Source organism: Pseudochrobactrum sp. AO18b (assembly GCF_000409565.1).
GTDB classification, from domain to species: domain Bacteria; phylum Pseudomonadota; class Alphaproteobacteria; order Rhizobiales; family Rhizobiaceae; genus Pseudochrobactrum; species Pseudochrobactrum saccharolyticum.
In genome coordinates this window covers 1-13770 of the sequence record NZ_ANNO01000168.1, presented here as the reverse complement: position 1 = coordinate 13770, position 13770 = coordinate 1, and the positions used below count along the sequence as shown (strand labels likewise).

Genomic DNA, 13770 nt, shown 5'->3' with positions numbered 1-13770 from the left:
GTTATGGTTCAAGCCGTAACGCGCCCTTTATTTTTTGCCCGCTGTTCTGTATGGCAAGGCAATGCGAATTTTAGAAAAATTTGAACTTCCCGAAATTGAGGCCAGTGATGCGCGTCGATCTGTTTGATTTTGATCTGCCGGAAGAGCGTATTGCGCTACGTCCGGTTACCCCGCGCGATCATGCAAAACTGTTGCGCGTTATCCCTGATCAGCCTTTGCAGGATCTGCATGTTGGCGATCTGCCGGATTTGCTGCGCGAAGGTGATGCGCTGGTTTTCAATGATACCAAAGTTATTCCGGCGCAGCTTGAGGGTACGCGTGAGCGTGACGGCACAGTCGCAACCGTGAGTGCGACCTTGCATATGCGCACCGGCGCTGACCGCTGGAAAGCATTTTTGCGCCCTGCAAAGCGCGTGAAGGAAGGTGAGCGTATCCGTTTTGGCCATTCGGGTTCCAGCTGTTTCTTAGGCACACTGGATGCTCTGGTTGCAGAAAAACACGATAGCGGCGAGGTGCTGCTGGTGTTTGATGTCTCCGGCGCTGTTCTGGATGAGGCTATTGCTTCGGTCGGGCATATTCCGCTGCCGCCTTATATCGCGTCCAAACGGGCTGAAGATGCGCAGGACAGACAGGATTATCAGACTGTCTATGCGCGTGAAGAGGGCGCTGTTGCAGCACCGACTGCCGGTCTGCATTTCACTCCGGAACTGCTGGAGCGCATTCGCGCCAAAGGCGTGGAAGAGCATTTTGTGACGCTGCATGTAGGTGCAGGCACCTTCCTGCCGGTTAAGGCTGATGATACTGCCGACCACAAAATGCATGCGGAAATCGGCTATGTCTCTGAGGAAACCGCAGCAGCACTCAATCATGTGCATGAGCGGGGCGGACGGATTATCTCTGTCGGCACGACGTCGCTGCGCCTGATTGAGAGTGCAACCGATGAGGACGGTATTATTCGTCCTTGGTCGGGCGCGACCGATATCTTCATCACACCCGGCTATAAGTTCCGTGCGATTGATATGCTGATGACCAATTTCCATCTGCCGCGCTCGACATTGTTCATGCTGGTCTCGGCTTTCAGCGGTTTCGAGACAATGCAGGCGGCCTATGCCCATGCCATTAGCAACGAATACCGGTTTTACTCCTATGGCGATGCCAGCCTTCTGTCGCGTCGCACTTAACGGACTCTGATATGACTAGTGAAAATTTTGAATTTAAAGTGCTGGCAACAGACGGCAAAGCGCGTCGCGGTGAAATTACTATGCCGCGCGGCACTATCCGCACACCGGCCTTTATGCCGGTTGGCACCGCAGGCACCGTCAAAGCCATGTATATGGATCAGGTCAAAGACCTTGGTGCGGATATTATCCTCGGCAATACCTATCACCTGATGCTGCGCCCGGGTGCCGAGCGCGTGGCACGTCTTGGTGGCTTGCATGAGTTTGGCGGCTGGCAGGGGCCGATCCTCACCGATTCTGGCGGTTTTCAGGTGATGTCACTGGCGCAGCTGCGCAAGCTGACAGAGCAGGGCGTAACTTTCCGCTCGCATATTGACGGCCGCGCTTATGAAATGTCGCCGGAGCGTTCCATTGAAATTCAGGGACTGCTTGATAGCGATATCCAGATGCAGCTCGATGAATGTACGGCACTGCCTGCATCCTTCAATGTGATGCAGAAGGCAATGGAACTGTCATTGCGCTGGGCAGAACGTTGTAATGTGGCCTTCGGCGATCAGCCGGGCAAAGCGATGTTTGGTATCGTTCAGGGCGGTGACAATGTGCAACTGCGCGAGCAATCCGCGCAGGCGCTGAAGGATATGGATCTCAAAGGCTATGCCGTTGGTGGTCTGGCTGTTGGTGAGCCGCAGCAGGTGATGCTGGATATGCTGGATGTGACCTGTCCGATCTTGCCGCATGAAAAACCACGCTATCTGATGGGCGTTGGTACGCCGGACGATATGCTGAAATCGGTTGCGCGCGGCATTGATATGTTCGACTGCGTTATGCCGACCCGTGCAGGCCGTCATGGTCTGGCCTTTACCCGTCGTGGTAAGGTGAACCTGCGTAATGCGCGTCATGCGGAAGATCATCGCCCGCTGGATGAGATGTCTACCTGTCCGGCATCAAGCCAGTATAGCCGCGCTTATCTGCATCATTTGGTGAAATCCAATGAAGCGCTGGGCGGTATGCTGCTGACATGGAATAATCTGCATTATTATCAGTATCTGATGCAGGGCATCCGCGATGCGATTGAAGCAGGCCGCTTCAATGACTTCTTTGAAGAGACGACAGCAGAATGGGCCAAAGGCGATATTTCGCCTTTGTAACAGGCAATAAAAAAGCGGGAGAAATCCCGCTTTTTTATTTTGTGTTGAGAGCTGTGACAGCCCAGACCCGATGGGGAATTGCCAGAGGGTCTTCAGGAAAGCCTTTCAGTAAAACTTGAGAGAGCTCACTGTCAAAACGAACCGTTTCTTCAGCTGACAGGCTGGCCTTTACTCCGGCGCTCGCACGAATACGCCCGCGCCATGCTTCATGGCTGTAATAAACCGGCAGATCAAATGAGAAAGTTTCAATCGTTGTGAAACCGGCTTCTGCCAGATCCTGTAACCATTGCGGATAAATTCCGCTGCCACCGCCCATTGTCCATTTCGGATTGTATTTCAGAATAAGCTGTTCTGTTGCTTCAACAACATTCCCTGCAAAGGGCAACCAGTCGAAATGAACGATAATGATACGGCCGTGAGGTTTCAGAACCCGTTTTGCTTCTTGAGCCGCTTTCGGACGATCAAACCAGTGCCAGCATTGTCCGGCTGTCAAAAGATCAAAACTATCATTCGCTTCGGTAAGGCTCTCGGCTGAGCCTGTCCGGTAATGGATGTTAACTCCTGTGTCTCTGTCCAGTTCTGCAGCTTCATCAAGCAAGGCCTGCGTCGGATCAATACCGGTAACAATCAGCCCTTTTTGTGCAAGACCGCGGGCGACGGTGCCGGTTCCCGTTCCCGTGCCAATATCAAGCGCTGTTTGCTCAGGGCTGATATAGTTTTTCGCGCTTAAAGCATCGAAAAACTCCGGCGGAAAACCGGCACGAAAATTCCGGTAATCAGAGGCAGTTTTGCCAAAATCAATGGTTTTGCCAAAGGATTGAGTAGCTTGAATATTCTGCTTACCGGTCATAGCGCTCCACAGGTCGTATAAAATTATTCAGCAGCTTCTTTTGCAGCCTCCAGCAAGTCGCTGATCATATCCAGTGTCATCTCGTCAAAATGCGAGATGATGCGGCTTGGCTCAAAATGCGAGACATGCAGATCGGTATAGCCGAAATCAACAGCAATCACCGGAATGCCGGCAGCTTTGGCAGCGTCAATGTCGGCGCGGCTGTCGCCAACCATAACCGCTTGATAACGGTCACCTTTGGCTTGTGCAATTGTATCCGTCAGATGGCGCGGATCAGGCTTGCGGTACGGGAAGGTATCCTGTCCGCAGATCGCGGCAAAGCGATGCGCTTCACCCATGCGCTCCAGCAATGCCTTGGCACTGATTTCAAACTTGTTGGTACAGACAGCAAGGACATAACCTGCGGCACTCAGCCGGTCGAGACTGTTTAGTACGCCGGGGTAAAAGGCTGACTTGCCAGGCATATTGCCGTTATAATGCTCCATAAACAAGGCAAACAGCTGCTTCATATCCTCATCCGTCAGCTGACGGTGCTGTGCCTGATAAGCACGCTCAATCATCACTTTCGCGCCGGATCCGACAAATTTACGCAGAGAGACCGGATCGGCAGGTGTCAGACCATCGGCAATCAGACAGTGATTGAGGCTGTCGAGCAAATCCGGAGCTGTATCTACCAATGTGCCGTCGAGATCAAAGACGATAACGGGTTGCGCTGTGGTGGTTGCGGAGGAGTGAGACATATCTGCCCTTTGGCTTATCGCTATTTTACAGAACACGGCACAAGAGGTGTGCGGCATTGGCAAAACCTACCTGAAATGCGGCTTATTGATAGTCTTTTTCGCTAAATAGATGAAATGGGAACAATAATATATTTGCCGCGCGTGATGCTCGTGCTACAGCAGTGCGGAAATAAGCAGCATTAACGGTGTTTTGCGCGACTACCGCGCGTGGCCTGTTAAGGCATAAAGCGTTTCGCAGCCAAAGCTGCAAATGGAAATACGGGAAGCAGATTTATGAGTTCAGTTGATCCGCGTCAGTTGAAAATTGCCGCCGCCGCTGAGGCTTTAACCCATGTGAAAAGCGGTATGAAGCTCGGTATCGGTACCGGTTCCACAGCTGAAGAGTTCGTGCGTTTGCTGGCCGTTAAAGTGGCTGAAGGCTTCGAAATCATCGGCGTGCCGACTTCTGAGCGCACCGCTGCTTTGTGCGCTGAACTGGGCGTTCCGCTGACCACGCTGGAAGAAACTCCGCATCTTGATCTCACTATCGACGGTGCAGATGAAGTGGATGGCGATCTGTCGCTGATTAAGGGCGGCGGCGGTGCTTTATTGCGCGAGAAAATTGTCGCTGCCGCATCTGATGCTATGATCGTTATTGCTGACGAATCAAAAGTTGTGGACACACTCGGCCGCTTCCCGCTGCCGGTTGAAGTGAATCGTTTTGGTCTGGCCGCAACAAAGCTGGCAATTGAAAAGGCTATCGCCGGTCTCGGACTGGAAGCGCCGTTGAATCTTCGCATGAAAGACGGCGAAATTTTCGTAACGGACGGCGGACATTATATTCTTGATGCATCTTTTGGCCGTATTCCGGATACAAAAGCATTATCAGACGCACTCTTCGCCATTCCGGGTGTTGTAGAGCATGGTTTGTTTATCGGGCTTGCGCGTGCTGCGATTATTGCAGGCACATCAGGCATCCGTACATTGTCGTAATTTTAAATACATATCTGTCGGCTATTGCCGGAACAAACAGATTTCACGCCGTACAGAACGGTGTAAAGTGAATAAAAAACGGAGTATTGACCATATGACCAAGGCAACTGGCTATCGCCGTCTTATTGCGCCGCTGGCGGCGCTTACAGTACTGGCTGGTGTCAATCTCGCGCAGGCTCAGGAGGCTTCGCAGTCTCATCTGGCAGCCGCGCGTGCTGCAATTGCTGCAATCGGCGCTACCGAACAGTTTGACGGCATTCTGCCACGTGCAGCACAGGCTCTGAAATCTGAGCTGATCCAGAAAGACCCGAATCTCGAAGCAATCATCACCAAAACAGTTGATGATAAGGCTCTGGCACTGGCTGCCCGCCGCTCCGATCTGGAAACCGAAGCTGCCCGTGCCTATGCAAATTCTTTCAGTGAAGATGAACTGAAAGCAATCAGCGGCTTCTATACATCCGAAGCCGGTAAGAAGCTGATTTCCGAAGGCCCGATTGTAACCCGTGAAGTGCTGAAGGCTGCTGAAGTCTGGCAGAACGGCGTTGCCCGTGATCTGGCTATGCAGGTTGGTGAAGTGCTGGCGAAAGCTGCCGGCAGTGCAGCTCCGGCTGCTGCTGAATAATTCAGTCTCAATGACAGAAAAAGCCCGGTCCGAGTGCCGGGCTTTTTTATTGCATATTATTTGGCACGTTGAGCTTGTGACTTTACGGCATTTCCAGCAAAACTGTGTGGGATAATACGTAAAAACAATGAGTTACATCGGTTTCAACGATTCAATCTCAAATTTGACTGTTGTAACGTTCTGTAACGGTTCCTCTTGTTAAGCCATTGTGCCGGTAACATATTCGGATAACGCGTAAAAAATTCGGAGACTAAAATGACCAGTTATGACTATGACCTGTTTGTGATCGGCGGCGGTTCCGGCGGTGTTCGGGCAGGGCGTCTTGCCGGAGCTATGGGAAAACGCGTCGGGCTGGCAGAAGAGTTTCGTATGGGTGGCACTTGTGTGATCCGCGGCTGCGTACCGAAAAAGCTTTATGTCTATGCATCACAGTTTCCGGAACATTTCAGTGATGCTGCAGGTTATGGCTGGACTGTCGGCGAAACCAGTTTTGACTGGTCAAAGCTGGTTGCCAATAAAGAAGCTGAAATTACCCGTCTTGAAGGCCTTTATACCAAGGGGCTGAATAATGCGAAGACGGAGATTCTGCCTTATCGTGCCGTGCTGAAAGATGCCCATACGATTGAACTGGTCGGTAGCGGCAAAACTGTTACTGCGGAAACCATTCTGATCGCGACCGGTGGTCATCCGTTTATGGATGATGCCATGCCGGGGCATGAGCTTTGCATCAATTCCGATCAGGTTTTTGATCTGGCTAAGCTGCCAAAGTCGATTACTATTCAGGGCGGCGGTTATATTGCCGTTGAATTTGCCGGTATTTTCAACGGTCTGGGTGTTGAGACTACACTGGTCTATCGCGGTAAGCAGATTTTGCACCGTTTTGACGGCGATCTGTTCCGGCTGGTTACTGAGGCGATGATTGAAAAAGGCATCCGTATTGTCACGGAAGCCAATATTACCTCAGTTGCAGAAGCCGAAGGTGAGCACCGTCTGAGTGTTACACTGAGCAATGGTGAAGTGCTGGCCGCCGATCAGGTGCTGCAGGCAATCGGCCGCGTACCGAATACAAAAGGACTTGGCCTTGAAAATGCCGGTGTGAAACAAGCGGAAGACGGTTCGATCATTGTTGACGAATATTCCCATACCAATGTGGAGAATATCTGGGCTGTCGGTGATGTGACCAATCGTGTTCAGCTGACGCCTGTCGCCATTCATGAGGCTATGTGCTTCCTTGAAACGGCATTTAAGGGCAATCCGATGCGCCCTGACCATGAGCTGATCCCGACCGCTGTCTTTTCGCAACCGGAAATCGGCACAGTTGGCATGTCGGAGGAAGAGGCGGCGAAGCAATATGCCAATGTTGAAATTTATCGCGCGCATTTCCGCCCGATGCGCAATACGCTGGCCGGACGCTATGAGAAAATGCTGACCAAGCTGGTTGTCGATGGGGATACGCGTAAAGTGCTGGGTGCCCATGTGCTCGGGCCGGATGCCGGTGAAATGGCGCAGCTGCTTGGTATTGCCTTGAAAGCGGCAGCGACAAAAGATGATTTTGACCGCACAATGGCGCTGCACCCTTCCGCTGCGGAAGAGTTCGTGACCATGTACACACCAAGCTACAGGCTGATCAAAGGGCAGCGTCAGGGCTGATTATTTGTATCGCTCATGAGACAGAGTGACAGACCGGCGGTGGTAATCGCCGGTTTTTTTGTGAGTTTTGATGGATTTCGTCATAAAATTACAAGATGTGACTTAAATCTTGGCAAAAATGACAAGGCTGGAGCCTGTCGGCTTAATTGCGGCTGGTACATTGTCTTCCGGTGGACTATATACGCAAGGCTGTTACTGCAATGGTGCGGTGCAGCAGGGGATAACTCTAAATAAAATCAGAATATATTACAGGTGCTATAATGACGAAGAACTGGACACCGCAATCCTGGAGAGGCATGCCGATTAAGCAAGTGCCTTCTTATCCGGACGCGCAGGCTTTGGCCGATGTCGAGGCTCGTCTGCGTACATATCCGCCTTTGGTTTTTGCAGGGGAAGCGCGCAAGCTTACCAGGCAACTGGCCGAAGTGGCTGAAGGTCGCGCCTTCCTTTTACAGGGTGGCGATTGTGCAGAAAGCTTTGCGGAACATGGCGCGGACAATATCCGCGACTTTTTCCGCGTGTTTTTGCAGATGGCTGTTGTGCTGACTTTCGGCGGATCACAGCCTGTTGTTAAAATTGGCCGTATTGCCGGTCAGTTTGCCAAGCCGCGCTCAAGCGACATGGAAACCGTGAATGGTGTGGAACTGCCTTCTTACCGTGGTGATGTCATCAACGGTATCGAGTTCAATGAAGCATCGCGCATTCCGGATCCGAACCGTCAGGAAATGGTTTACCGCCAGTCTGCGGCAACGCTCAACCTGTTGCGTGCTTTCGCACAGGGTGGCTATGCCAATCTGGAAAACGTGCATAAATGGACGCTCGGCTTTGTTTCGGACAGCCCGCAGAACGAGCGCTATGTTGCCGTTGCCAACCGCATTTCCGAGACCATCAATTTCATGCGCTCTATCGGCATTACCGCAGACAGCAATCATGCGCTGCGTGAAACCGATTTCTACACCAGCCACGAAGCTCTGCTGCTTGGCTATGAAGAAGCGCTGACCCGTGTGGATTCGACCTCGGGTGACTGGTATGGCACATCCGGCCACATGATGTGGATCGGCGACCGTACCCGCCAGCTGGATCATGCGCATATTGAATATTGCCGTGGTATCAAGAACCCGATCGGTATGAAATGCGGCCCGTCACTGGAAGCTGATGATCTGCTGCGCCTCATCGACCGTTTGAATCCGGAAAATGAAGCCGGTCGTCTGACCCTGATTGCCCGTTTCGGCTATGACAAAGTGGAAGATCATCTGCCGCGTCTGATCCGTGCGGTCGAGAAGGAAGGCCGTAAGGTTGTCTGGTCCTGCGATCCGATGCATGGCAATACGATTACTGCTGCGGGTTATAAGACCCGTCCGTTTGACCGTATTCTGAAAGAAGTTCAGAGCTTCTTTGCAGTGCATCAGGCCGAAAGCACTCATGCCGGTGGTATTCATATCGAAATGACCGGTAAGAATGTGACTGAATGCACCGGTGGTGCACGCGCCATTTCTGCAGAAGACCTGTCTGACCGTTACCACACCCATTGCGACCCGCGCCTCAATGCGGATCAGGCTCTGGAGCTGGCATTCCTCGTGGCGGAACTTCTGAAGAAAGACCGTGATTCACAACCTCAGAAAATCGCGGCAAATGCCTGATTTTAAATAGCTAACACTATACGGGCGGGGCTTGATTTCCCGCCCGTATTTTTATGATTTCCGGTTTATTGCGGGGCAATATGGAACGCATTTTTAAAGCATTTATCAATTCTATGCGGTCGCTGAACCATCTGGCACGCCATGAAAAGCCGGTGCAGCAGGAACTGCTTCTGCTGCTTGTCTCTCTGCCTGTGGCATGGTTTGTGGCTGCGGATATGGCAGCTTATCTGTTGCTGGTCGGCGCGGTATTATTTCTGTTGCTGGTGGAAGTCATCAATACGTCCGTTGAAGCTACCTGCAACGCTATCAGCCGTGATTTCAAGAAAGATATTCAGATTGCCAAAGATGCAGGCTCACTTGCCGTGCTGATCGCGTCGATCATGTGTGCAACCATCTGGATTTATCATCTCTGGCCGCTTGTACGACCGCTGATTTTTTCTGCTTAAATAATGATATGTTTGACATATCAGAGTTTTAATAGCCGTCTGAATAAGTGAAACTATGATATGGCTATGGAGCGGGCAGGAGGAGACGGCTATGAGTGAAGATGTATTTAACGGACCTCAGATGCAGGACGTTCGCTATGAGCGGGCTGATATGTCCGGTGCTGATTTTCACGGTGTGAACCTTGCAAATGCCCATTTTCATGCTGTTCTGACGAATGCAAAATTTACAGATACGAATTTAAGCGATGCGGTTTTTGATGATGTTAATCTTGCCGGTGCGCGTTTTAACAATGTCAATTTGTCCGGAACTTCCATTACGGATGCCAATCTCTCTCATTTGATTGTTGTTGGTGTTACATTGGCAAATGCAGATATTAAGAATGCTGATTTGACGGGAATGCGGATAAACGGGGTTCTCGTAACAGATCTGTTTAAAGCCTATGAACAGGCAAAAGCCTGAGCGCTTTCATTGCCTTATTTATGATATTGTAAATTGAATAACCGTGCCTGTATTCACTGATCTGCACCCGTTTCTCATTGCAAGAAAAAGGCAGTCGCGGTAATGCTTGTGCTATGAGCACACAGACCACATCTCCCGATAAATTACGTATCGCAATCGCCCAGCTGAATCCGGTTATGGGCGATCTTCAGGGCAATCTTGTCAAGGCGCGCGCAGCCCGCAAAACTGCGACTGATGCCAATGCTGATCTGATCCTGTTTACTGAATTGTTCATCTGCGGCTATCCGCCGGAAGATCTGGTTTCCAAGCCTGCTTTTGTCAAAGCCTGTGAAAAGACAGTGCAGGCCTTTGCGCTGGAAACTGCGGACGGCGGACCGGGTGTGATTATCGGCACGCCTTTGCAGCGCGATACCGGTCTGCATAATGCGGTGATGGTGCTGGATGGCGGTAAGGTCATTGCCGAGCGTTTCAAAGTTGACCTGCCGAATTATGGTGAATTTGACGAACAACGCAATTTTCAGGCAGGCGCTATGCCGGGGCCGGTGAATTTCCGTGGTGTGCGCTTAGGTATTCCGGTTTGCGAAGATATCTGGGGCGAACTCGGCGTGTGTGAAACGCTGGCAGAGAGCGGCGCGGAAATTCTGCTGGTGCCGAATGGTTCGCCTTATCACCGCTCCAAAATGGAAGTGCGTCATCAGATAGCTGTACGTCAGGTTGTCGAAACCGGTCTGCCATTGGTCTATGCCAACCAGACCGGCGGGCAGGATGAGTTGCTGTTCGATGGCGGTTCATTTGTTATCAATGCCAATCATCATCTGGCCGTGCAACTGCCGCAGTTTGAAGAACTGGTCTCCATGAGTGACTGGACACGCGGTGCGGATGGCTGGTCTTGTGCTGACGGCGACCGCAATTGGGTGCCGGAAGGTGAGGAGGCGGACTATCTTGCCTGTATGCATGGCCTGCGTGACTATGTGAACAAAAACGGTTTCAAAAGCGTCGTGCTTGGCCTGTCCGGCGGCTTGGATTCTGCAATCTGTGCGGCGCTGGCTGTTGATGCTCTGGGCAAAGACCGCGTGCATACAGTGATGCTGCCTTATCGCTATACATCCGAAATGTCGCTCAAAGACGCTAAAGACTGCGCTGAAGCACTTGGCTGCCGTTATGATATTGTGCCGATTGCAGAACCTGTTGAAGGCTTTCTCAATGTGCTGCAACCACTGTTTGCCGGTACTGAGAGCGGCGTCACAGAAGAAAATCTGCAGAGCCGCGCCCGTGGCGTTATTCTGATGGCGATCTCCAACAAATTCGGCTCGATGGTTGTGACCACCGGCAATAAGTCGGAAATGGCTGTCGGCTATGCCACGCTTTACGGCGATATGAATGGTGGCTTCAATCCGATCAAAGACCTCTACAAGATGCAGGTCTATGCGCTGGCCGACTGGCGCAATCATCATCTGCCGGAAGGTGCTATGGGACCTGAAGGCGTGGTCGTACCGCAGAATATCATCGACAAGGCACCGAGTGCGGAACTGCGCGACAATCAGACCGATCAGGACTCCCTGCCGCCATATCCGGTGCTGGATGCGGTCTTGGAGGCGCTGGTTGAACATGAGCGCAGTGTGGATGAGATTGTCGCCGAGGGCTATGATCGCGCTGTGGTCGAGCGTGTGGAGCATCTGCTTTACATCGCCGAATATAAGCGCCGGCAATCGGCGCCGGGTGTGAAGATTACCACCAAGAATTTTGGCCGCGACCGCCGTTATCCAATAACCAACCGCTTCCGCGACCGGCACTAATCCAAGATCAAAAGAAGAAAATTATGACTGTAATCGTTCGTTTTGCACCGTCACCGACCGGCTATATCCATATCGGCAATGCCCGTCCGGCGCTTTATAACTGGTTATTTGCGCTGAAGAATAAGGGGCAATTCATCCTGCGTTACGACGATACGGATGTGGAGCGCTCTCGATCAAAATATGCGGAAGCGATTGCCCGTGATATTGATTGGCTGGGTATTAAACCATCCCGCGTCGAATATCAGTCCAAGCGTTTTGCCGTTTATGATGCCGCTGTTGAAAAGCTGAAAGCAGCCGGTTTGCTCTATGCCTGTTATGAAACAGCAGAAGAGCTGGAACTGCGCCGTAAATTGCGCCTGACCCGCCGTTTGCCGCCGGTCTATGGCCGCGATGCGCTGAAACTTACGGATGAGCAGAAGGCCGCTTTTGAAGCTGAAGGCCGCAAGCCGCATTGGCGCTTCCTGCTGCCGAATTTCAAAACAACGCCGTTTGAAACCGAACGCACGGAAGTGCATTGGGATGATCTGGTGCGCGGCCCGCAGACTGTTGATCTTGCTTCCATGTCCGATCCGGTACTGGTGCGTGAAGACGGCACCTATCTCTATACTCTGCCATCGGTGGTGGATGATATTGATATGGGCATTACCCATATTATCCGTGGCGACGACCATGTGACCAATACCGGCGCACAGATTGCAATTTTCCGCGCGCTGAGCGATGTGGTGCCGGTCTTCGGTCATCATAATTTGCTGACTACAACAAGCGGTGAAGGCCTGTCCAAGCGCTCCGGAGCTTTGTCTGTTGGTAGTTTGCGCGAAGCCGGTGTGGAGCCTATGGCAGTTGCATCACTAGCGGTGCTGACCGGTACATCGGATAATGTTGAGCCGATTGCAACTATGGAAGAGCTGGCGGCACGCTATGAGCCGTCCCATGCATCAAAATCCAATGCCAAATTCGATCCGGCTGATCTGACCGGTCTCAACCGCGCTTTGATCCATCATCTGGAATTTGCCGATGTTGCACCGCGTCTGGCAGCCTTGGGTATTTCCGGCGACAAAGCTGAAGCCTTCTGGGCAACTGTGCGTGGTAATATTGACCATGTGCAGGATGCTGCGCAGTGGTGGGAAGTGGTCAATTGCACCGAGCCTTTCAGTGATGCAGTGGCCGATGAAGACAAGGATTTCATCGCGCAGGCTTTCGATCTGCTGCCGGAAGCGCCTTGGGGCAGTGATGTCTGGAAAGTCTGGACAGAGGCTGTGAAGGCTGCAACTGGTCGCAAAGGCAAAACATTGTTTATGCCTTTGCGTTTGGCGCTGACCGGTGTTGCTTCCGGCCCTGAGCTGGCTGATCTCTTGCCGCTTATTGGGCGGGAAAATACGCTGGCCCGACGCGCCTGATCGCCGGATCAGGCACATAATCAACGGCTTCCTGAATAAGCGGCGGGGATTTCTCCGCCGCTTTTGTATGTTTCATCGCGGGTGCTGCCGGAATGGAGAAGGGTGATTTGCCGACACTGGCGGTTGCCTTAACCGGTATCAGATCCGTGGTGCCGGTTATGTTTTCCGCAGGTACGAAAACGGCTGGCTGCTGCAATGCGGCCTGCCTGACAGTTTTCGGCTTTTTATAAGTCTGTTTAATGCGCTTGCGTGTTGTGGTGACAGCGCGATTTTCTTTCATCAGCCGTTCAACCTCTTGCGGGCTGCGGCAATTATAGCGGCGCATATCTGTATAGATTGCCTGCCGCAGATGTCTCTGCTGTGGTGTTGCCGCTGCACGGGAAATCTGCTGCAAGGCGCTTTCGATACGATGTTGGGAGGCGCGTATATAGCGGCATTCTTCTGATGCAGAACCATTGCTGAATGGTCCCGGATTGCAGGAATAGCGTCTGGCATCGCTATTGGCCTGTCGCTGCATCTGGCTCAGCTGTTGGTAGCGTTTGGCCTGCCGCGCATTCAGGCTGGTATGATAATCAATATTACGCAAGTCCTGCTCATAGACACGGCATATACGACCATCAGGCAGGTTCTGTGAAATTGCTGGGGCGCTTGCAAATATAAGTGTGGCTGCAACCAGCACGGCTTTAAATGCTGAAAATTGGAAAGCTGCTATTCTGAAATGAATCGATGAAGACATGAAATACTCCGCTCAAATAATCTGAACTGCTAATGAGAAGAGTATGAATATTGGTGGTAAATGACGTGTAAATTATTGATTTTCAATAATATTTTGAAATATCAATCATGTTTTTGTGTTTTCGGATCAGATTTT

Annotated in this window: 13 protein-coding genes; 10 read left to right on the top strand and 3 right to left on the bottom strand. The window is 51.8% G+C overall.

Features of this window, described 5'->3' with window-relative positions:
- Nucleotides 1-107: 107 nt before the first annotated feature.
- Nucleotides 108-1181, top strand: coding sequence for a tRNA preQ1(34) S-adenosylmethionine ribosyltransferase-isomerase QueA (queA, locus tag A918_RS0107075; RefSeq protein ID WP_022710384.1), 1074 nt, complete (start codon nucleotides 108-110; stop codon nucleotides 1179-1181).
- An 11-nt stretch (nucleotides 1182-1192) separates the two neighbouring features.
- Nucleotides 1193-2326, top strand: coding sequence for a tRNA guanosine(34) transglycosylase Tgt (tgt, locus tag A918_RS0107070; protein WP_022710383.1), 1134 nt, complete (start codon nucleotides 1193-1195; stop codon nucleotides 2324-2326).
- Nucleotides 2327-2360: 34 nt separating this feature from the next.
- On the opposite strand, the gene A918_RS0107065 is transcribed toward tgt, so the two are convergent.
- Nucleotides 2361-3176 (bottom strand): class I SAM-dependent methyltransferase, encoded by an 816-nt coding sequence (locus A918_RS0107065; protein WP_022710382.1) that lies wholly within the window; start codon nucleotides 3174-3176, stop codon nucleotides 2361-2363.
- Nucleotides 3177-3199: 23 nt separating this feature from the next.
- Complete coding sequence (locus A918_RS0107060) at nucleotides 3200-3916, bottom strand: HAD family hydrolase (RefSeq protein ID WP_022710381.1); 717 nt, start codon at nucleotides 3914-3916, stop codon at nucleotides 3200-3202.
- A gap of 273 nt (nucleotides 3917-4189) precedes the next feature.
- On the opposite strand from A918_RS0107060, the gene rpiA reads away from it, so the two are divergent.
- From rpiA to gltX, 8 genes are all read left to right on the top strand, one after another.
- On the top strand, nucleotides 4190-4888 hold the full coding sequence (gene rpiA, locus A918_RS0107055) for a ribose-5-phosphate isomerase RpiA (RefSeq protein ID WP_022710380.1): 699 nt from the start codon (nucleotides 4190-4192) through the stop codon (nucleotides 4886-4888).
- A gap of 94 nt (nucleotides 4889-4982) precedes the next feature.
- Nucleotides 4983-5510, top strand: coding sequence for a DUF2059 domain-containing protein (locus A918_RS0107050; protein WP_022710379.1), 528 nt, complete (start codon nucleotides 4983-4985; stop codon nucleotides 5508-5510).
- 255 nt (nucleotides 5511-5765) lie between these two features.
- Nucleotides 5766-7160: a glutathione-disulfide reductase gene (gene gor / locus A918_RS0107045; protein WP_022710378.1), complete on the top strand. Its 1395-nt coding sequence runs from the start codon at nucleotides 5766-5768 to the stop codon at nucleotides 7158-7160.
- A gap of 260 nt (nucleotides 7161-7420) precedes the next feature.
- Complete coding sequence (locus tag A918_RS0107040) at nucleotides 7421-8800, top strand: class II 3-deoxy-7-phosphoheptulonate synthase (RefSeq protein WP_022710377.1); 1380 nt, start codon at nucleotides 7421-7423, stop codon at nucleotides 8798-8800.
- 80 nt (nucleotides 8801-8880) lie between these two features.
- Nucleotides 8881-9246, top strand: a complete 366-nt coding sequence (locus A918_RS0107035; protein ID WP_028233502.1) for a diacylglycerol kinase — start codon at nucleotides 8881-8883, stop codon at nucleotides 9244-9246.
- Nucleotides 9247-9337: 91 nt separating this feature from the next.
- On the top strand, nucleotides 9338-9706 hold the full coding sequence (locus A918_RS0107030) for a pentapeptide repeat-containing protein (protein WP_022710375.1): 369 nt from the start codon (nucleotides 9338-9340) through the stop codon (nucleotides 9704-9706).
- 113 nt (nucleotides 9707-9819) lie between these two features.
- Nucleotides 9820-11502: an NAD+ synthase gene (locus tag A918_RS0107025; protein ID WP_022710374.1), complete on the top strand. Its 1683-nt coding sequence runs from the start codon at nucleotides 9820-9822 to the stop codon at nucleotides 11500-11502.
- Nucleotides 11503-11525: 23 nt separating this feature from the next.
- A complete protein-coding gene (gltX, locus tag A918_RS0107020) occupies nucleotides 11526-12899 on the top strand; it encodes a glutamate--tRNA ligase (RefSeq protein WP_022710373.1) in 1374 nt (457 codons plus the stop codon).
- On the opposite strand, the gene A918_RS0107015 is transcribed toward gltX, so the two are convergent.
- A complete protein-coding gene (locus A918_RS0107015; protein WP_022710372.1) occupies nucleotides 12862-13635 on the bottom strand; it encodes a hypothetical protein in 774 nt (257 codons plus the stop codon). The two genes, gltX and A918_RS0107015, sit on opposite strands and share 38 nt — an antisense overlap.
- Nucleotides 13636-13770 lie beyond the last annotated feature (135 nt).